This is a genomic window from Terriglobus roseus DSM 18391 (genome assembly GCF_000265425.1).
Taxonomy (GTDB): Bacteria; Acidobacteriota; Terriglobia; order Terriglobales; family Acidobacteriaceae; genus Terriglobus; species Terriglobus roseus.
This window is the reverse complement of record NC_018014.1, coordinates 83,979-103,686: the sequence shown is the minus strand read 5'-3', so window position 1 is coordinate 103,686 and position 19,708 is coordinate 83,979. Positions and strand designations below refer to the sequence as shown.

11 protein-coding genes are annotated in these 19,708 nt (G+C 62.6%); 6 read left to right on the top strand and 5 right to left on the bottom strand.

Features of this window, described 5'->3' with window-relative positions; all coding sequences use genetic code 11:
* Nucleotides 1–2 precede the first annotated feature (2 nt).
* Both TERRO_RS00415 and TERRO_RS00410 read right to left on the bottom strand, forming a co-directional pair.
* Nucleotides 3–3,287, bottom strand: a complete 3,285-nt coding sequence (locus tag TERRO_RS00415) for a TonB-dependent receptor (protein WP_014784007.1) — start codon at nt 3,285–3,287, stop codon at nt 3–5.
* Nucleotides 3,288–3,459: 172 nt separating this feature from the next.
* Nucleotides 3,460–6,870 carry a TonB-dependent receptor gene (locus TERRO_RS00410; RefSeq protein WP_014784006.1) on the bottom strand — a complete coding sequence of 1,137 codons (3,411 nt, stop codon included), beginning with the start codon at nt 6,868–6,870 and terminating at the stop codon, nt 3,460–3,462.
* A gap of 301 nt (nt 6,871–7,171) precedes the next feature.
* Here TERRO_RS00410 and obgE point away from each other — a divergent pair, with 301 nt between their 5' ends.
* Nucleotides 7,172–8,275: a GTPase ObgE gene (gene obgE, locus TERRO_RS00405; protein ID WP_014784005.1), complete on the top strand. Its 1,104-nt coding sequence runs from the start codon at nt 7,172–7,174 to the stop codon at nt 8,273–8,275.
* A gap of 8 nt (nt 8,276–8,283) precedes the next feature.
* Here the strand turns inward: obgE and TERRO_RS00400 are convergent, their stop codons facing one another.
* A complete protein-coding gene (locus TERRO_RS00400) occupies nt 8,284–10,389 on the bottom strand; it encodes a putative bifunctional diguanylate cyclase/phosphodiesterase (RefSeq protein ID WP_041592792.1) in 2,106 nt (701 codons plus the stop codon).
* Nucleotides 10,390–10,617: 228 nt separating this feature from the next.
* Between TERRO_RS00400 and TERRO_RS00395 the strand changes: the two genes are divergently transcribed.
* The 4 genes from TERRO_RS00395 to TERRO_RS00380 are packed head-to-tail and all read left to right on the top strand — an operon-like array spanning nt 10,618 to nt 14,729.
* Nucleotides 10,618–11,400: a c-type cytochrome gene (locus tag TERRO_RS00395; RefSeq protein WP_014784003.1), complete on the top strand. Its 783-nt coding sequence runs from the start codon at nt 10,618–10,620 to the stop codon at nt 11,398–11,400.
* Nucleotides 11,366–12,991 carry an acido-empty-quinoprotein group A gene (locus tag TERRO_RS00390; RefSeq protein WP_014784002.1) on the top strand — a complete coding sequence of 542 codons (1,626 nt, stop codon included), beginning with the start codon at nt 11,366–11,368 and terminating at the stop codon, nt 12,989–12,991. Before TERRO_RS00395 ends, TERRO_RS00390 begins: the two co-directional genes overlap by 35 nt.
* A 19-nt stretch (nt 12,992–13,010) precedes the next feature.
* A complete protein-coding gene (locus tag TERRO_RS00385; RefSeq protein WP_052313238.1) occupies nt 13,011–13,529 on the top strand; it encodes a hypothetical protein in 519 nt (172 codons plus the stop codon).
* A 12-nt stretch (nt 13,530–13,541) separates the two neighbouring features.
* Entirely contained in the window at nt 13,542–14,729 is a 1,188-nt protein-coding gene (locus tag TERRO_RS00380; RefSeq protein WP_245536176.1) for a cation:proton antiporter, read from the top strand.
* A 62-nt stretch (nt 14,730–14,791) separates the two neighbouring features.
* On the opposite strand, the gene TERRO_RS00375 is transcribed toward TERRO_RS00380, so the two are convergent.
* Nucleotides 14,792–17,482 carry a M16 family metallopeptidase gene (locus TERRO_RS00375; protein ID WP_014783999.1) on the bottom strand — a complete coding sequence of 897 codons (2,691 nt, stop codon included), beginning with the start codon at nt 17,480–17,482 and terminating at the stop codon, nt 14,792–14,794.
* Nucleotides 17,483–17,730: 248 nt separating this feature from the next.
* On the opposite strand from TERRO_RS00375, the gene TERRO_RS00370 reads away from it, so the two are divergent.
* Nucleotides 17,731–19,248: a lipopolysaccharide biosynthesis protein gene (locus TERRO_RS00370; RefSeq protein WP_014783998.1), complete on the top strand. Its 1,518-nt coding sequence runs from the start codon at nt 17,731–17,733 to the stop codon at nt 19,246–19,248.
* Nucleotides 19,249–19,290: 42 nt separating this feature from the next.
* On the opposite strand, the gene TERRO_RS00365 is transcribed toward TERRO_RS00370, so the two are convergent.
* A complete protein-coding gene (locus tag TERRO_RS00365) occupies nt 19,291–19,599 on the bottom strand; it encodes a hypothetical protein (RefSeq protein WP_014783997.1) in 309 nt (102 codons plus the stop codon).
* Between the last annotated feature and the right edge of the window lie 109 nt (nt 19,600–19,708).

Sequence of the window (19,708 nt, the reverse complement as noted above, 5' to 3'; positions counted from 1 at the left end):
CTCTACCAGTCGTAACGCAGGCCGAATTGCAGGCGGCGTTCCCGGTTCGGGCTGGCGGCGGAGCTGGTCGGTGTGCCGAAGGGTTTGCTGGTGAGGCCTTCTGCGGCGATGGTTGCCGCGTCCTGAAAGGTGAGCGGGACGATGCCGTCGGTGCCTGCGGTGCCGATGAGGAATGCGCGCTGTTGCACGGCGGTCAGGTTCACATGGTTGAGCAGGTTGAAGGCCTCAGCGGTGAGGCGGAGGTGTGCGCGTTCGCCGGTAGTGAGGGTGCGTGCCAGCCGGAGATCAAGCGTGGAAGACCATGGCAGGCGTAGCGTGTTGCGACCGACACTGGGCAGGTAGGTGGCGCCGCCAGAGCCGTTGAGGGACTCTCGTCCGCCGGTGAGCGCGGAGCCGCCGCTGAGTTTGTAGCTGTAGGGCCGGCCACTTTGTGCGATGACGACGGGTGCGAGAGACCAGCCGTTGATCACGGCGTTCGCCAGGCGAGCGCGTGCGTGTGGCTGCCAGACAGCGGTGGCGACGATACGGTGGGTGTGATTGAAGTTTGAGGGGGCTCGGTCGTAAAGCGGCTGGACGGGGTCGAGTTGCGCGTCTTCGTCGGGTGCAGAGCTGGTGCTGCGGAGGGTGTCGAGTGCCTTCGACCAGGTCCAGGATGCTCGCAGGTTGAGGCTTGTGGCGGTGCTGTGGTCGAGTTGCAGGGCGAGCGCGTTGTAGCTGCCGTTGCCGTTGGAGAGCAGCGCCGTGACTGGGCCGAAGGCGTTGGTGAGGCGTGCGGTGTAGAGCGGGATGTGGGAGACGTCGCCGTTGCGTGCGCCGGGTTCGCCACCGCTGCGGATGATGCGGAAGGCGATGTTGGCGGCGCTGGGAGCGATGTTGAGTTCGGTGGTGTTGGGTAGTTGGCGGTTGAGGGCGACGACGTAGGTTGCGCTGAGGGTGGTTCGGTCGGCGATCTGGTGCGTGAGGGAGAGTTCGCCGGTCTGAACGGCCGGGAGCTGGAAGCCGTGGGCGACCATGGTGGCTGCGCCTGTCTGCAGTGCGCCGAAGGGCGAGCAGATGAAGGTGGCTGGATAGCCGAAGTTGGTGCCGGCGCTGGCGCATGCGGGGTCAAGGATGGTGCGCGGTGTGAGGCGTAGGGAGACCTGACTTTTGGGTTGAGCGGTGTTCTCGAGCAGTTGCTGGAGCGTGCGGCCGGGCATGTCGCCGAAGTGATAGCCGTAGCTGACGCGCACCATGGTGCCGTTGCCGACGGCGTAAGCGATGCCGAGATGCGGCGCGAGATTGTTGGTGTCGGACGGCATGGTCGATGTGGTGGCGACGGTGCTGAATGCGGCGTCAAGCGCGGTGTTGGGTGTTTGTGTGGGTGGTAGGCGGAGGTACTCGTAACGTACGCCGGCGTCGATGCGGAGGTGCGGCGTGACGCGCCAGCCGTCGCCTGCGAAGACACTGAGGGCGGTGGTGTGGAAGCGGGTCTCGGGCACTGTGCCGAAGGTCTGCGTGAAGCTGCGGAAGCAGAAGAGGTGCACGGCCGCGTAGATGGAGGGGCAGCCGCCGTTGGGGTAGCTGGTGGCGGAGTAGGTGAAGTCGGTGATGAAGTCGACGAGACCTCCCGCGCGTCCGCTGGTGGTGCCGCTGGTGTAGTCGTAGGCGCCGCTGCTGGCTTCGCGTGCGCCGATGCGTTCGTCAGTGCCGTTGACCGCTGCGCCGAGCGTGATGGTGTGGGCGCGGCCGGTGTAGTTGAGGTGCGCGGCGAACTCGGTGATGCGCTCGTCGGGCTGGCGGCGCGCGCCGAGGGATGCGGAGCTGCCGAAGCTGAAGGATTCGGCGACGGCGACCTGGGGCGCGGCACCGCCGGGGCCGGTCTTGGGCTCGTTGATGAGCGGTTGCGGTAGCTGGACGAAGCTGGCGTCGCGGCTGTAGCTGGCGTGGGCCTGGGCGAGCCAACGGCGTGAGAGCGCAAGGGTGGCTCGCAGGAGTCCTGAGTCGGCGTGGACGAAGATGTCGCCGATGCTGCCGCGGCCGTGAGCCAGGACGGGGTCTGACCGCTGGCCGGAGGGTGCGCTGAGGCGGGTGTGGGCGAACTGTGCAGTGAGGATGGTGCGCGCGCCGGGGTGCCAGTCGATGCGCGGCAGGAGGGCGAACTCGTCTGCATTGCGGGGGATGGGGCCGGTGAGGCTGTCGAGGAAGGCGAGAGCACGAGTGGTGGCGGTGGCAGCGACGCCTCGGTTGGCGAGGAGTGCTGTCTGAATGGCGGTGAGGTTGAAGAAGGCTGGGTCGCTGGGCGAGGAGATTGCCGGGAAGCTGCGGCGCTGGCCCTCTGCCGCGAGGAAGCCGAAGAGATGTTCGTGGGGCAGGAGCGGGCCTCCGACGGAGGCTCCGAACTGTTCGCGCCGATCGCGTGGTTTGACAGGGGCGGTGGTGGGTTGGCCGTTGTTGTAACGGGTGCTGACGGCGAAGGGATTGGACGCGCCGACGCCGCTGTTGCGAAGGAGGAAGAAGGCTGAGCCGTGGAAGGCTGTTTCGCCCCGGCGGGTGACGGTGGTGACGGAGCCGCCGGCGTCGCGGCCGAGGGGAGTTCCGGCACCGATGGCGCGCACCTGGAACTCCTGCACGGCCTCTTGCGGGACGGTGAAGGGGAGGACGCGTCCACCGCGAGGTTCGCCGTCAAAGGCCCGGGTCATGTTGGCGCCGTCGAGTGTGTAGCGGTTCTGCGAGGGTGCGATGCCGCGGAAGCTTAGCTGTGGGGAGTCGGCGTCGGGCGACGCGGTGTTGGCTTCGTCGGGCGGGGTGTCTTCGCTGCTGACGAGTGGGGTTAGCGGCGCGAACTGCTGGAAGCGGCGGCCGTCGAGTGGCAGGAGTTGGAGATCAGTGGGTGAGAGGTTGGCATTTACTGGGGCGTCGAAGCCCGGGAGATCGTCTGCGGCAGGCACTTCGGTGGTCTGAGAGATGGTGCCGATTGTCAGCTTCGGATTGATGCGGAGTGTTTGGCCGAGGGCTACGTCTGCTCGGTCGATCTGCAGTGGGGCGAAGCCACCGGCGTTGATCTGGATGCGGTATGGGCCGGGTGGCAGGGCTGCGAGGAAGAACTCGCCGAGCTGGTCTGTGGTGGTGTGGCGGGTGGCGCTGGTGCTGTCTATGAGATCGAGCGAGGCTCCATGTATCGCTGCGCCGGTGGTGTCATGCACCAGGCCGCTGAGTGCTCCGGTGGTGGTGTCCTGCGCGTGGGCGGCGTGGGCACCGAGCAGTGCGAGGCCCAGCAGCGGTGCGGTGAAGCGGTGAGACGGGCGCACACGCGCTCTCCATGGATGACCTGTGAGGCAGGTCCTGGCGGTTTTGAGTTCTGATTTGCAGGGAGCGTATCAGAACGGTGTTTCGGAGTCCGCCCGGTGGAGAACGATGCGTCATGGGAAACAAAAGGGCGGTGGCCTAAGCCACCGCCCTTCCGATGCTGCTTACGGCTGGTTAGAAGTGGAAGCGGGCTCCCACCTGTACCTGGCGCGGGCTGTAGGCAAGGTTGCTGTTGACAGCGGTGCGCGTGCCGAAGGCCGAGTTGTAGACCAGGCTGTTGCCTGTGGCCGACGTGGTGACGTTGTAGGCCGAGGTATTCACCTGGGTGGTGTTGTAGTGGTTGAGGATGTTGAAGCTCTCGATGAGCAGTTCGAAATTCATGTTGTCGCGAATATCGAAACGCTTGGAGAGGCGGAGATCCGCAACCCATGTCCGGGGAAGACGGAAGGTGTTGCGGCCGAGGATGGGGATACGGAAGGCGCCGTTGGAACCGTTCACGCCGCCGCCGAGTGCGGAGAGTGCGGCACCGTTGTCACCGCGAGCCGTGGTGGGCGTTCCGGAGCTTGCGGCCGAGTAGGGCAGGCCGCTTTGGCCAGCGAAGCTCGGTGCAATCTCATACGAGTTCAACAGGTAGCCAAGCGGTCCGTGAACGAACTTCGGCGTGGTGTAGACGGCGTAGGCGACCAGGCGGTGCGGCACGTTGTTGTCAGAGTTGCCGTAGTCAAGGCTGGGATTCAGCGGATCGGTGAAGGCATTCGTCGAGGTGAACGTGGTGCTGTTTACACCGTTGTCCAGCGCGTGCGAGTAGGTGTAGTTCACGTTGAAGGACAGGCCCTGGTAGAACTGGTGCTTCGCTTCCACTACGACTGCATGGTAGCTGGAAGCTGCCTGACTGATGATGGCCGTGATCGCGCCGAAGCAGCCATTGGGACGGCCGCTGTTAGCGAAGGAGTTGGGTCCGTTCTGTGTGCAATTGGCACCCGTTCCACGCTGGTAGAAGCGCGTAGAGAACTGGCGGCCCGCTGCGAGCGGACCGGCGCCGGTTGCGTCAGCCACCGAGTAGGTCACGTTGTTCGTTGGCGTGGGCAGGTTGGCATCCACGAAGTTCGGCATCTTGCGGCCGAGAGCGCCGATGTAGCTGGCGCCGATCATGGTGTGCCAGCCGAGATCGTGCTGGATGGAGAGGTCGAACTGCTCCGAGTACGGATTCTGGAAGCCGGGCTGGAAGAAGGTGGAGGCGGGAGCCGCACCTGCTGTGCCGATGCTGCCCACAATCTGCGGGAACGAAGGAGCGCCCGCCTGCGTGGAGGTGTAGTTGAACGTAGCCTGCGAGACCGGCTGGCCGTTGACCTGGTTCAGGTTGCCGGTGCTGGTAAGCGCGCTGTAGATGGTGGAGTTGATGGTGCGGCCGTAGAAGATACCGAATCCGCCGCGGATGGAGGTCTTGCCGTTCCCGGTGGGGTCAAAGGCAAAGCCGACGCGGGGAGCGATGTTGTTCTTGTCCGACGGCATCTGGCCCGTCTGAGCAATCGCGCTGGATCCGAAGCTGGTGCCGTTGACAGGCACACCGGCGAAGGTCTGCGGGAGGAGCTGCAGCTCGTAGCGAACACCGTAGGTGATGCTGAGGCGCGGCGACGCCTTCCACTCATCCTGCGCGAAGACACCAATGTCGTGCGTGACGAAGTCGAAGGAGAGCGGACCGAAGGCCTGCTGGTAGCTGTTGTAGTTCTTCGCGCGTACCTGAACCGCGGGGTTGGTGCTCTGTCCGAGGATCAGGTCGGTGAAGTAGCTCTGCGGATTGTTGTAGCTGAAGGAGCCATACTGCGTGCGCAGGTTGGTGCTGAGGTCGTACGTGTGCAGGTAATCCACACCGAACTTGACGTTGTGCGAACCGCGTGACCAGTTGGCGGTGTCGGCTACCTGCCAGCGACGCTCATCCGGATACTTGGAGCGCTGCAGGAAGGTTGCAGTGCCGAAGTTGAAGCCGTTGGTGATGAAGACGGCAGGCGGCAGGCCCAGGGGATTGGTGTAATTGCCGGCACCGTTGCGAAGCAGATTGTTCTGCTCGTAGGGGGTGGACGGCGTCTGCGCAAACTCATACTCGAAGTCGCGACCGTACTGGTAACGCAACTGGTTTACGAGGCTGTTCGTGATGGTGGTGTCCAGCTTGGCTACGCCGAAGGTGAGCTTGACGAAGTCATCGCCGAAGGAGCGTGTGGCGTAGTTATTCGTAGCCTGCGTCTGAATGCCGGCGGGCGATGCCCAGTTGAGGCGGTTGACCTCAAAGGATGCGCGGTTGCGGCCGTTGATCTGCCAGTCGACCTTGGGGAACAGGATGGTCTGTTCGCCGGTACGGGGAACGGGTCCGAGCATGGTGTTGAGATCGGCCAGGCCGCCCGTGTAACGCGTGACTGCCTGCGCGTACGAGGTGACGATCCCGGCATTGCTGAGGTTCGTTGCCAAGGTGCAGGCGGCGGCGTCGATGGTGGACGGCGCAGCAGGATTGGTACCACCGGTGGTGGGGTTGGTCTGGCCGCAGACCTTGCCCGCCGGCAACACAGCGTCTGGCGTCGCGAAGAACGAAGCCGGGCTGGTGGCGATGCCGGTGCCGGGGAAGTTACGGATGAATCGGTCGCCAGCGAAGAAGAAGAAGAGCTTGTCGCGCAGGATGGGGCCGCCGATGCTGCCGCCAAACTGTTTGCGCCAATCCTTGGGCTTGATGACGTTGCTGACGAATGCGCCGCTGCTGTTCTGCGTGGTGAGAACGGTGGTCGGGCTCTTCGTACCCCAGCCAGCATCACGGTCGCGGAAGTACAGATCGCCGTGGAACTTGTTGGTACCGCTCTTGGTGATGGAGTTCACGACGCCGCCAACCGCGCGTCCGTATTCCACCGTGTAGTTCGAGGTGTTGACCTGGAACTCCTGGATGGAGCTCTGCGCCGTGGAGTAGCCAGCACGGGTACGTCCGCGCTCTTCACCGAAGAAGGCCTGGTTGTTATCTGCGCCGTCGATGGTGATGTTGTTCTGCAGGACGCTCTGGCCGCGGAAGCTCAGGAGGCCGAAGCCGTCCGTGTTCGACACGACGCCGGGCGTCAGGGCTGCGTAGCTGGACCAGCGGTAGTTATTCACCGGCAGGTTGCCAAGGATCTGCAGATCGATGACGGTGTTGAAGTCCGGCGAGGTGGTGTTGATGGCCGGGACTTCGCTGGTGACGGTTACTTCCGTGGTGGTGCCGGCGGGTGCCAGGTTCGAATCGACATTCGTGAGCAGACCGACCTGGACGACAACGGCGCTCGACTTATATCCACCGAATCCGGGTGCCGAAATTTCGATCGTGTAGCTGCCGGGCTGCAGGTGGATGGCGCGGAAGTAGCCCTGATCGTCTGACTTGACCGTCTGGGAGGCATTGGTGCCGTTGTTGGTGACGGTGATCTGCGCGCTGGGTACGATGGCGCCGGTTGCGTCGTGCACTGTGCCGCCAACGGCACCGTCAACTGCACTCTGCGCGTGGGCGGCGCTGCCGAGGGCTGCGGCGCTCAAAACGCACGCGAACGCAAGGCTGCGAACAAATTTCTGGTGAGTCATTGGGTCTCCTGAAGGTGTTACTGCGCGTGCTCTGCGGCACGTCGAACTCTACGGACATCCGGGGCAAGAATCGTACAGGTACGCCCGTCGGGGAGTTTCCAGCTTGGCATGTTTCTGTCAACGTCGCGTGAACGACCCTGGGGGTGGTTTAACAGCTGCTGGGCTTGATGATGCTGCCAGTATCGCAGTGACGAGGCCCTTTTTCCAACAAAGTTGCCCTTTTGCGCGCAATGAAGGGAGCGTTAGTCCCGTTTTTGCCCTGCTGGAGGCCGCGCGGCGCTAAACTAGAAAAAGGGCCAAAATGTTCATCGACGAAGCACGAATCCGGATTAAGGCAGGCGACGGCGGCAATGGCTGCATGGCGTTCCGCCGCGAAAAGTTCGTCCCGCGGGGCGGGCCGTCGGGTGGCGACGGTGGCCACGGCGGCGACATCCTGATGCGTGCATCGGAAAAGCACAACACGCTGGTGCACTTCCGGTTCAATCCGGAGCACAAGGCGCAGCGCGGCATCCACGGCGAAGGCAGCAACATGAGCGGCGCCAGCGGCGAGCACACGGTCCTGAGTGTGCCGTTGGGAACCGTTGTGTATGACGAAGACACGGGCGACATGCTCCATGACTTCCAGTACCCCGACGAGCAGATCGTTGTGGCTCGCGGTGGGCGTGGTGGTCGCGGCAATCAGCACTTTGCGACACCGACGCACCAGGCTCCGCGCGAGCATGAGCTGGGCCGGCCGGGCGAGGCGCGGAACCTGCGGCTGGAGCTGAAGCTGCTGGCCGACGTGGGTCTGCTGGGCTATCCGAATGTGGGCAAGTCGACGCTGATCTCGCGCCTGAGCGCGGCCAAGCCGAAGATTGCCAACTATGCCTTTACGACGCTGGAGCCGAATCTGGGCGTGGTGAAGGTGGGCGACTTTCCGCATGAGCAGTCGTTTGTGATTGCCGACATGCCGGGATTGATTGAGGGCGCGAGCCAGGGTGCGGGGCTGGGTATCCAGTTTCTGCGGCATATTGAGCGCACGAGCGTTCTGGCCCACCTGGTGGATGTGAGTGATGCCAGCGGCCGCGAAGATCCGGTGGAAGACTTCAAGATCATTGCGGGCGAGCTGAAAGAGTTTGGGCACGGGCTGGATAAGAAGCCGGTGCTGGTGGTTGCAGCGAAGATGGATGCGGTGAATCCAGACAAGCTGAAGAAGCTGACGGCCTTTGCCAAGCGGCGGAAGCTGCCGTTCTTTGCGTTGTCGTCTGTGTCCGGCGAGGGCATCGAGGCGCTGAAGTTTGCGCTGGGTAAAGCCGTGCAGGACTTCCGCAGCGGCATCCCCGTCGCTCCGCCGCCGCCGCCGCCGGCGAAGAAGCACAAGAGCCCGTACCCCGCCCCGCTAGCCAGCAAGAAGTCTTCGCGGTAGCGGGCGGTCTACGCTGCCTGGGCGGGCAGGGCGAGAAGCCCGCCAAAGGTCGCGGCAGAGACTGCTTTGCCGAAGAGATACCCCTGGCCTTCCTGACAGAGTTCGCCTCGCAGGAAGGTTCTTTGTTTCTCCGTCTCGATGCCTTCCGCGATGACCAGATAGTTGAGACTGCGGCCCATGGCGATGATGGCGCTGACGAGCAGGGCGTCACGCTCATCGTCAGGAATGTAGCTGACGAAGGATCGGTCAATCTTCAGCACGTTGATCGGGAATTGCCGCAGGTAACTGAGGCTGGAATAGCCAGTGCCGAAGTCATCGACGGCGAGCCGGATGCCCATCTGACTGAGCTTTCCGAGCACGTCTCTTGAGGACTCGATGTTGCGGATGAGAACGCTTTCCGTGAGTTCCAGCTGCAGGCGACGCGGGTCGTAGTCCGTCTCGTCGAGGATCCTCCGGACGTTGTCTACGAAATCCTTGTCGCGAAATCCGATTGCGGATATGTTCACCGCTACTGTGATTTCATCATTCCCCGCAGCCTGCCATTCGCGGGTCTGCCGACATGCTTCGCGCAGAACCCAAAGATCGATGGCGATGATCAGCCCGGAGTCTTCCGCGGCATTGATGAACTGGCCTGGGAAGAGAAGGCCGCGCTCCGGGTGCTGCCAGCGAACCAGGGCCTCTGCTCCGATGACCTTGCCGGTTTCTAAATCGACCTTCGACTGGTAGTGAATGACAAACTCCCCCAGTTGAACGGCACGCCGGAGATCCGAGTCGAGGTCTCGGATGCCGAGGGCCTGCTGCGCCAGTTCCGGTGTGAAGAACTGGTAGTTGTTCCGATTGCTGTCTTTCGCGCTGTACATGGCCATGTCGGCGTTATGCAACAGGGTTTCGGCATCTGCACCGTCGGTTGGGTACATGCTGATGCCGATGCTGGCGTTGATCTGGACCGTCTCGCCACCGATGATATGTGACGCTCTGAGTTTCCGGAGGAGCTTTTCGGCACTCTTGCCGGCGTCCGCAGGTGTGAGGATGTCCGGAAGCAGTATGACAAACTCATCGCCTCCCTGTCGGCTTACCGTGTCTGAGGGACGGACAACGGACTTGAGACGATCTGCGACTGCCTTTAAGAGTTTGTCGCCTACGGCGTGGCCTTTCGAATCGTTAACCGACTTGAAGTGATCGAGATCGATAAAGAGGAGGGCAAAGGGCCGATGTTCGCGATCAGCCCGTGCGATGGCCTGGGCGATGCGACTGCTCAGGAGCAGGCGATTGGGAAGCGTGGTGAGGATGTCGTGGTGCGCGGAATGCGTCATCTGAACGCGCATGGCGCGCGACTCGCTGGCGTCATGACAGACGATGACCGCGCCGATGACGGCGCCGCTGCGGTCATGGACGGGAGCCGCAGAGTCTTCAATGGGCGCTTCGACACCGTCGCGTCGGATGAGGACGCAGTTCGGGTTGAGGCTGACGGTACGGTCTGTCTGAATGGCGAGTTGCAGCGGGTCTGGCAACAACTCGCGCGTTATGCCGTCGATGATTTGAAAGACCTCTGCAAGGGGTCTGCCGAGTGCCTCTTCCCGGCTCCAGCCGGTGAGCTTCTCCGCGCTCTCATTGAGGAAGTTGATGTGGCCGTGGATGTTCGTTGAGAGGACCGCATCGCCAATGGAGTTGAGCGTGATCAGGGCGCGATCTCTCTCCTCGAAGAGAGCATCTTCGATGCTTCTGCGTTCGATCGCATTTTGGAGCGCGCGCGTAACCGTGTAGTGGTCGAGATGTTCCGGAATGAGGTAGTCGGTGGCACCTTGCTCAAGGGCGGTAACGGCCTGATCCTCCTGATCCGGGTCGCCGAGGACCACGATGGGGATGGTGCGGGCGAATGCGAGCATCTGCTTGAGGTTGGCGATGCCAGTCCCATCCGGCAGGGAGAGTGCCAGGACGGCAGCGGATGCGGTCTGCCGTTTGATCTCCGTTAGACCTTCTTTGAGGCTCTGTACCCGCTTGATGGTGAATGTTCCACGATCTGTGTTGCTGAGCGCTTCGTGGATGCACTCTGCTGCCGTGTCATCCGACACGACCAGCAGGATCTCCGACGGAAGGTTAGATCCAGCACGCATAGAACCTTTGCTGTGGAAGATGGGGAACACCTCTGAGGCCCCTAATCCTACAACGACATAACCACCTCAAAGTTCGATGGCGAACATAAGCCTTTTGGTATCGCTTCCAAATTTTGAAGCGATCGAATCGGAGGAGGTTTATTATTACGCCCGGCCCTGGACCCTTTGCGGTGCTTGAAACGGTGTCAACCGCTCCTGGGTGGTCGGACCTCTGATACAAAGGTTGGCGTGAGTGCATTTCCTTTCAACGCGCTGCGAGCCGCGCTCGCTGTGGCACTGTTGCCGTTTGCCGGCCTGGCGCAGGAGACGGCGAAGGCCACACCTGCTGCATTGCAGAAGGAGAACGTCGTGCGCGGGCAGGCGGTTTATGTCCAGAACTGCGCGGCCTGCCACGGCACGGGCGCCAACGGCGGCGTTGGTCCGAACCTGCTGACGTCGGTTGTGGTCCGGCACGACACGGCGGGCGAAGAGATCGGCAAGGTGGTCCACGAGGGCCGGATGGATAAGGGCATGCCCGCCTTCCCGAAAATTACTGACGCCCAGGTGAGTGACATTGCGGCGTTTCTGCATGCGAAGATCCTGCTGGCTTCGCGCGCATCCGCACTGACCGGATCAACCATTAGTGCGAGCAATCTGATGGGCGGCGATGCTGCGGCCGGGAAGAAGTACTTTGCCGCGAAGTGTTCGCAGTGCCACAGCGCTACGGGCAATCTGGCCGGCGTGGCGAAGAAGCACGACCCGGCCGAGCTGCAGACGACGATGCTAATGCCAAAGGCTGGTCCGTTGACCGGATCGGTTACGGCTGAGGGCAAGAGCTTTACCGGGACCTTCCTGCATCGCGACGAGTTCACCGTGACGCTGCGCACTGCCGACGGCACGACACACACGTGGATGACGAATCACGTCGGCATTAAGGCCGATGACCCGTTGAAGGGCCATCGTGACCTGCTGCCCACCTACACCGATAAGGACATGCATGACGTCTTCGCGTATCTGGAAACGCTGCGCTAACGCGGTGGCGGGACGGCCTGCCTTCGTGACACTGAGTTGGGCTTGCAGTCTGGCTGTTGTGGGCGCGGCGATCACGCTCCCTGCGCAGACGAAGCCTGCGCCGCAGAGCATTGCGAATGTGGGCGATCAGTGGACCACGTACAACGGCGACACGAGCGGTCGCCGCTTCAGTTCCTTGGCACAGATCAACAGCACCAACGTGAAGAACCTGGCGCTGGCGTGGGCTTTTCCGACGCGCGGGCTGGCGGTCAAGGGAACGCCGCTGGTGGTGGACGGCGTGATGTACCTGACGTCGCCCGACAAGGCGTGGGCGATCGATGCCGGTACGGGCGTGCAGTTGTGGGCATGGAATCGGCCCAGCGATGGAAACCACATTGCGAACCGCGGTGTGGCCTATCTGAACGGCAAGGTATACCTGGGCACGCCGGATGCGCACCTGATCTGCCTGGACGCGAAGACGGGCAAGCAGGTGTGGGATGTGGTGATTGCCGATTCAAAGTTCAGCTACTACACCGCGGTGGCGCCGCTGGTGGTGAAGGACAAGATCGTCGTTGGAACGAGCGGCGACCAGTCGGATATTCCGCACTTTCTGGCGGCTTTCGATCCTGAGACCGGCAAGGTGGTCTGGCGGCTGGACACGATTCCGAAGGCGGGCGAGCCCGGTGCGGAGACGTGGCCGGATGAGAATTCGCGGCAGCATGGTGGCGGTCCGCTTTGGGTGACGGGCACGTATGACCCGGCGCTGAACCTGATGTTCTGGGGTACGGGCAATCCGCACCCGGTGCTGGCGGGCGATGTGCGTAAGGGCGCGAATCTTTATACGTGCTCGATCCTGGCGATTGATCCGGATACGGGCAAGATCAAGTGGTACTACCAGCCGAGTCCGCATGACACGCACGACTGGGACGCGGTGGAGACCCCGGTGCTGTTCGATGGCATGTTCAACGGCAAGCCTCGCAAGCTGCTAGCGCATGCGAGCCGCAACGGCTACTTCTTTGTGCTGGACCGCGCGACGGGCGAGCACCTGTTGACGTCGCAGTTTGTGGCGACCGATTGGGCGAAGGGCCTGGATGCGAAGGGTCAGCCGATCAGCGATCCGGCGAAGGAGTCTCGTGCGTCTGGATCGCTGGTGCACAGCGTGGGCAATGGCAGCACGAACTGGATGCCGCCGAGCTACGACCCGCAGACGGGGCTGTTCTATGTGAATGGTGAAGAGGGCTGGAGCTTCTGGTACTCGGACCTGAATGCGCAAGGGAAGCCGGAGGATCACCAGGGTGGCGGTGCGACTTCGCTGCTGGAGAACACGGTTCTGCTGGCGCTGGACTACAAGACGGGCAAGGAAGTGTGGCGGCGGCCGGCGGGCGATGCACGTGTGCTGGCAGGCGTGCTGACCACGGCTGGGCACCTGCTGTTCAGCGGGGATACGCAGGGGAATCTGTTTGCGTTGGATCCTGCTACGGGAAAGACGCTTTGGCATACGAGGCCTGGAGCGAACCTGAGTAACGGACCGATGACCTACCAGCTGGGTGGGAAGCAGTTTGTGGCGATGTCTGCCGCAGATACGCTGTATGTCTTCGCTCTGCCGGAGTGACCGCACTAGACTTGAAGGCATGACGCCAACGCCACGATGGGTACCGATCTACGATGCCGCTGCGCGGCCTTCGTCGTGGAATGAGCGCATGGCTGCGGGTGAGTATGCGGTGCACTTTTCACAGTCCGTTGGGGATCTCGACTCGCGGAGCTGCGCGATTCTGCCTTCGCTGGCAGACGCCGAGAGCTTTGCTCACGAGCAGGTGGAGCTGCATCCTGCGCTGCTGTCCCGGATTTTTGATCATCACGGTTTTGTGGGTGCGCCTGCGCTGGAAGTTGCGGGCAAGGCATACAAGGGACACAACGACATCACGCCGCGGTTTCGGCGGTGGGTGGGGTCTCTACTGTTCTTTACCGGTTCGATCCTGTTTGTGACAGATTGGGTGGCGGACTTCCGGTTCGACTGGCCTTCGGTGCTGGGCAGCCGGTTGATGATTCCGGGGCTGATCCTGCTGGTGACCGAGGCGCTGGTGATGCTGCACAATCGGCGGAAGCTTGCGGGACTGGGAGCGGGGAACGCCGTGGCGGCGAAGCGATAGATGCTGCTGGCGATGGCCATTGTTCTGCTGGTGACGCTGCTGTGCGGACGCGTTGCGCAGCGGCTGGGGCAGGCACGTGTGATTGGCGAGATGGCCGGCGGGATCCTGCTGGGGCCGTCGCTGCTGGGGCGGTTTGCACCTGCGGCTACGGCGCAGATCTTTACTCCGGCGGTGCTGTCTTCGTTTGAGGTTCTAAGCGCGGTCGGGCTGGTGCTGTACCTGTTCCTGATCGGTACCGAGATGGACCTGGGGCATCTGCGGATGCAGCGTGCGACGGCTTCGCTGACGAGCCTTTGCAGCATTGTGCTGCCGTTTGGGCTGGCGCTGCTGCTGGTTGCGCCGTTGCACGCTCGCTTCCCCGCTGGCGTTGTCAGTCCGCTGGCATTTGCGCTGTTTCTTGGCGTGGCGATGAGCATCACGGCGTTCCCGGTGCTGGCTCGCATCCTGGAAGAGCGGCGGTTGACGGCTACGCCGCTGGGCGCGACGGCGCTGTTGAGTGCTGCGGTGGACGATGTGGCGGCGTGGACTCTGCTGGCGGTGGCGCTGGCGCTGTTGCCTCATGCGGCTGCAGGGCCGACCGTTGGCAGGCGGCTGGTTTGGCTGGTGGCTTACCTGGTGGTGATGGCTGTGGGCGCTGCGCTGGCTCGCCGTTTCCTGCGTGGGAACGGTGGTCGGTCCTTGTCGGTGACAGGCCTGGGCGTTGCGGTGGCGGTAGCGTTGCTTTCTGCTTATGCGACGGATGCGATCGGGGTGCATCCGCTGTTTGGAGCGTTCCTGGCGGGTGTCTGCTTCCCTCGGGTAGCTCGGTGGCAACAGGGCCTGCGCGAGCGACTGGATGCGACGGTATCGACGGTGCTGCTGCCGTTTTTCTTTGCGCTGACTGGTATGCGGACGCGGCTGGATCTGCTGAACTCGCCGCGCGTGTGGGTGTGGACGGCGGTGATTCTTGCGGTGGCTGTGGCGGGCAAGATGGGCGGCGCGGTGCTGGGCGCTCGGTTGACGGGCGAGCCGTGGCAGGCAGCGCTTGCGCTGGGTGCGCTGCTGAATACGCGTGGCCTGGTGGAGTTGATTGTGCTGAACATTGCCCGGAATGCGGGTGTGTTTTCGCCGACGCTGTTCACGATGCTGGTGGTGATGGCGCTGGCGACGACTGCTATGACGACGCCCTTGTTGAATGCGCTGGGTGTGCGCGGCGACTGATACACCCTACTCATGCGCGAAAAGCGCATGAGCGGGGCACCCGCCACATCATGCGATGAGACCTACTGCGGCGCGGGCCCTCGTACGATCTGGACGAGGTCGTCGACGCGGAGCTGGCGGTTGAAGGCTGCTTTTACGTCTTCGGCGGTGAGGCGGAGATAGGTTTTGGCGGCGTTGTCCTGTTCGTTGAGGGGCAGGCCAAGCTGGGCGCGGGCGAGCAGCGCACCGGCGACAGCTTCTTCACTGGATTCCTGCAGTTGCAGACCGCGCAGCAGGAGTGACTTCGCCAGGGCCAGTTCGGCGGGGGTGACGTTCTCCGTGCGCATGCTGTTCAGGTCACGTTCGACTAGCTGGCGTGCCTTGGAGACGTTGGCCGGCTCGGAGCCGTAGTCGACCGTGTAGGTGGAGCGCGTCTTGGTGGCGCGCAGGCTGACGTCGACCGTGTAAACGTAGCCGGCTACCTGGCGCAGGTCGTGATACAAGCGGCTGGCGTAGAAACCTCCGCCGAGCACGTACGTGCCGAGCTGCATGGGGTAGTAGTCCGGGCTGAAGCGGTTGATCTGCAGCTCTTCGCTGAGGGTGACGGAGTCCTGCACCGCCTGCGGATCGCCGACGTTGGCGGCGGTGGCCTTGTTCGGCGGTACGGGTGGCAGGTCGACCTTCGGTTTTGAGCCGGTGGCGGTCCATCCGCCGAAGGCTTTTTCGATCTGCGCGCGGGCTTCAGCGGGTGTGATGTCGCCCACGATGACGATGGTGGTGAGGTCAGGCCGGAAGGCTGCCTGGCGGTACGCCTTCACATCGTCGAGCTTCAGCGCCATGACGGTTTCCGGCGTTTGGTCACGCAGGGTTGGATCGTCCTTTGGCAACAGTGCTTCGCTGAGTGCGCGGCGGGTGCGGTATGCGGGTGATTTCAGTTGCCCGGCGGTGAGCTCTGCCGTCTGCTTCTGGACCACGGGGAAAGCCTCGGCGGGCAGACCTGGATGGAGCTGGTTGTCGGCGAGCAGCTCGATGCCGCGGGCGAAGTGCTCCTTGAGTACCTTCAGGCTGAAGGTGAAGCCCGAGCCTTCGGTAGCGCCGATGTCGTCGAGGGCCTTCTGGAAGGCGACGCGGTCGAGCGTGGTGGACCCGTAGCCATAGAGGTCTTCGAGGACGTCGGCGACGCCCTCCTTGCCCTTGGGTGTGTCCAGATCTTCGTTGTGCTGGACGGCACCGGTCAGGGTGACGGTTGGGCTGGTGCGGTCAGTGCGCACGATCAGGCGCAGGCCGTTGGGCAGAACTTCGTCGCTGGGCAGGATCGCAGCGCGCGGGAGGCGGAGTTCTTCCAGCGGTTTGGCGGCCCAGTTGGGCAGTTCGACTGCCTTGGTGGGCGAGGCAGTGAGTTTCTCGCCACCGCCGAAGCCTTCCGCAGCAACGGCTGCGCCGCTGGGTACTGGCTTCAGCGTGGCGGTGATGGTGTTGGCGCGCAGCAGATACTGCTTTGCGACGCGGTTGACGTCGGCGACGGTGACCTTCTTGATGGCCTCAGAATCTTCATCGGGAGAGTTGCGCCCCTGGGCCGCGAGCGCCTGCGACCAAGCTGTTGCTAGTCCGGGGATGGAGTTGCGGCGGAAGGCGGCGTCGGTCAGTTCGCTGCGTTTGGAGGCTTCGACCAGGTCTGCGGGAATGCCCTTCTCCGCGTAGTTCTCGATGATGCTGCGTAGCTCTTTCAGAGCGGGCGCGGCGTCGCCTTCACTGGGGACGGCGACGAGGCCGAAGCCGAGGCTGGCCTTGGCGTAGGTGCCGGCCATGCCGAATTGCGCTCCAAGTGCTTTGCCTGCGGGCACCATGGCGTAGATGTCGCCGCGCTGGCTGCTGAGTACGTCCGCCAGCACCTGCGATGCGGCGTAGTCCTTTGACTCTGTGCCAGGAAGGCGATAGCCGATGACTGCGAGGGTGTACGGCAGGTTGCTGTCGAGGGTAAACGAGTCGCTCTTGACTGCGCCGAGCTTGATGGCCGGGCGCGTGGGCACGGGCCGCTTTGCGATGCTGCCGAAGTGCTGACGCACCTGCGCAAGGACGGCGGCGGGCTCTACGTCACCGACGATGACGAGGATGCTGTTGGCGGGCGAGTACCACTGGTCGTAGAACTTGCGGAGATCGGCGCCGGTGGTCTTGTCGAAGCTGGGTTTGGAACCAAGGGCGTCGTGCGCATAGGGTGTGCCGGCGAACATGCCTTCGTTGAGGCGCGTGATGAGTTTGTAGGTTGGCGAGGAGAGGTCGCGCTGGACCTCCTGCTCGATGGCGCCGCGCTCCTGATTCCACTCGGCGTCGGAGTTGTCGATGCCCTGCATGCAGGCGGCTTCGGCACGGATCGCCACTTCGACGTCGGTCGAGGGGACCGTTGCGTAGAACTGAGTCACGTTGCCCTGGGTGTCGGCGTTGTTGTCGCCGCCGAGCCGGGCGTAGATGGCAGCGGTCTGGTCGGCGGTCATGCCGGTGCAGCCGCGGAAGGCCATGTGTTCCAGCGCGTGGGCCGTTCCGGGAAAGCCAGTGGGCGTCTCATTGCCACCGGCAAGGACATTCAGTTCAACCGTGACGACGGGAGCCAGCGTGTTGCGGACGACGACCACCTTCATGCCGTTGGGTAGCGTCTCGCGCGTCACGTTGGCTTCGGCTGCAGAAGCGCGCGCGGGCGCGGGCTTTTGCGCGACGACGTATGGGACGGTGAACACAAGGCTGGCGGCGACGGCGGCAGAGGCGAGCGAACGCAACATGTGGTGAAAACTCCTGAAACTTAGACTGTAACCAATTACGAATGCGGTTGATGCGGTACGTGAAGTTTTCCTTGGTCTCTGATGTGCGGACGGCATCGGCGCAAAAAGGCAGACTGTTATAGTTTCGGCATGCCCACAGCCTGCCTTGCCCCCCGTATTGCTGCGTCTCGGTATGCGGCGAATCTGCAGTGGCCTTGCGGCATGCCGGATGGTTCCGGTGCGGAGCTTGCCTGGGGCTCTGCTGCGCGATGAAACTCAAGCGACTGTTTAAGATCCTGCTGGCTACGTTTTTGAGCCAGGGTGTGACTGTCATCTCGCAGTTGCTGGTGCCGCCGTTTTTTCTGCGTTATTACGGCAGCGGCATCTCCGTCTATGGTGAATGGCTGGCTCTGAGTGCCTCCGTGAACTACCTTGGCATGCTGAACTACGGCATCCAGACCTACGCAAGCAATGAAATGACGATCCTGCACAGCGCAGGGGACAACGACGGTGCGAAGGCGGTACAGGCAAACGCACTGCGGCTGCTGCTTGGGATCATTGCGACCTTCGCAGCCGTCGGTGCATTGGTATTTTTAATACCCGTGACGAGCTGGCTGAAGCTGCACCATGTCACGCCGGCTGCAGCGCAGCTTGCGCTGTACCTGCTGATACTGCAGATCGCGGTCAACATGATGTTCTCGCTGCTGACCAACGGGTACATGATGGTGGGTCTGCCGCATGTGGGGAACCACATGGCCAGCGGGCAGCGGCTTCTTTCCACCTTTGGCATGGCGTTTGCGATTTACCATCACGCATCGTTCGCGGTACTTGCCGGCGTACAACTTGGCTCACTGCTACTGTTCTCGCTGGTCGTACTGATCCACGTGAGGTTCGTGGCCCCTGTGCTGATGCCGAATTTGCGCTATGGCAGCTGGAAGGGTGTAACGACCATTCTGAGACCCAGCGGCCACTTTGGCCTGATCTCACTGGGCGGCTTCCTGACGTGGTCCATGCCCGTGATCCTGCTTCAGCGCACGCTGGGCGCGGAGGTGACAGGCGTCTTCGGACTTGTTCGTACGGTCTTCCAGATGTCGCGGCAGATTCTGATGATCGCCAGCAGCACCATCGGGCAGGACATCACGGAGATGTGGGGTCGCAAAGACTGGGTGCAGTTGCGGCGGCTGTACGACATGTCCGAGCGCGTCGTGCTGTTCCTGATCCCGGTGGTGACGGTGGGCACGTTGCTGCTTTCGCCACTCTTGTTCACTGTCTGGCTGCACAAGCGCGGAATGTATCAGCCGGAGCTGTGTTTCCTGATGGCGGTGATCTCCGGCGTGCTGGGGATCAAGGAACACAAGACGCAGTTTCAGAGCGCCTCCAACGAGCACGACAAGCTGAGCTGGATCATCGTGATCGGCTATTCGGTGATGCTGCTCGCGGCACTGGCTCCCATTCACTACTTCGGCCTGGTGGGATACCTGGTGACGTGGCTGGTGTGGGAGATTATCCAGACGGGCATGGTGCTGCGCCTGAATGAACGGCTGTTCCCGGCAGAGTACCGCGTGGAGACCAAGCCGCTGATCAAGCTGGCAATCTTTACCGTGGTGGCGTTTGCAGCGGCGGCTTATCCCGCCTTTCTGGAGCAGCGGCTGTCGCTGCCCGCCGGCATTGGACTCGCCGTAGGAGTAGTACTGGTGCTGGGTGCAGCGGCGTACAAGGTCTTTGGCCTGGACGATGTCGCCAATCTGCTGCGGTCACGCATGAAGCCGCGCGCTGTCACCGCGTAGGTTCGTCCACCCGTAAGCAAGAAACAGTTACCAGTTTGCAGATTAACGCTGCTGCTGTTGTTTGAGCTTTTGCTCTTTCTGTTTTTGCTGCTTCATGCGCTGACGCTCTTCTCGTTGCTCTGCTTGTTGATCTTTCGGCATGAGCAGATCCACGCGTAGCTGCTCCGGCTGTTGTCCTTGTTGCTGCTCTCTTGCATGATCAGCCATCTGATCGGTCTGATCTTCTTCATTCAGTGCATGAGGTGTGTTCTGTTTTTTCTGCTGCTGCTCCTGTTGTTCCTGTTGGCCATATGCCGCTACGGACATTCCACCGATAGCAACACTGAGGACAAACATTCTGATTGGGTGCATTATCTTTCTCCGCATTACAGGAAGTGCCTCAAGCGCTGATTTAAAGCGCCAATACGATCATCGCAGGAAGTTTGATGCGCAAAGCGTCACATTTCGGCGGTATCGCTTA

Bases quoted from the DNA above. Each gene is read 5' to 3' on its own strand.
- TERRO_RS00400 (WP_041592792.1), bottom strand. From the start codon at position 10,389: ATGCGTGCTGGATCTAACCTTCCGTCGGAGATCCTGCTGGTCGTGTCG.
- TERRO_RS00390 (WP_014784002.1), top strand. From the start codon at position 11,366: ATGACGTCTTCGCGTATCTGGAAACGCTGCGCTAACGCGGTGGCGGGA.
- TERRO_RS00380 (WP_245536176.1), top strand. From the start codon at position 13,542: ATGGCCATTGTTCTGCTGGTGACGCTGCTGTGCGGACGCGTTGCGCAG.
- TERRO_RS00410 (WP_014784006.1), bottom strand. From the start codon at position 6,870: ATGACTCACCAGAAATTTGTTCGCAGCCTTGCGTTCGCGTGCGTTTTG.
- TERRO_RS00385 (WP_052313238.1), top strand. From the start codon at position 13,011: ATGACGCCAACGCCACGATGGGTACCGATCTACGATGCCGCTGCGCGG.
- obgE (WP_014784005.1), top strand. From the start codon at position 7,172: ATGTTCATCGACGAAGCACGAATCCGGATTAAGGCAGGCGACGGCGGC.
- TERRO_RS00370 (WP_014783998.1), top strand. From the start codon at position 17,731: ATGAAACTCAAGCGACTGTTTAAGATCCTGCTGGCTACGTTTTTGAGC.
- TERRO_RS00375 (WP_014783999.1), bottom strand. From the start codon at position 17,482: ATGTTGCGTTCGCTCGCCTCTGCCGCCGTCGCCGCCAGCCTTGTGTTC.
- TERRO_RS00365 (WP_014783997.1), bottom strand. From the start codon at position 19,599: ATGCACCCAATCAGAATGTTTGTCCTCAGTGTTGCTATCGGTGGAATG.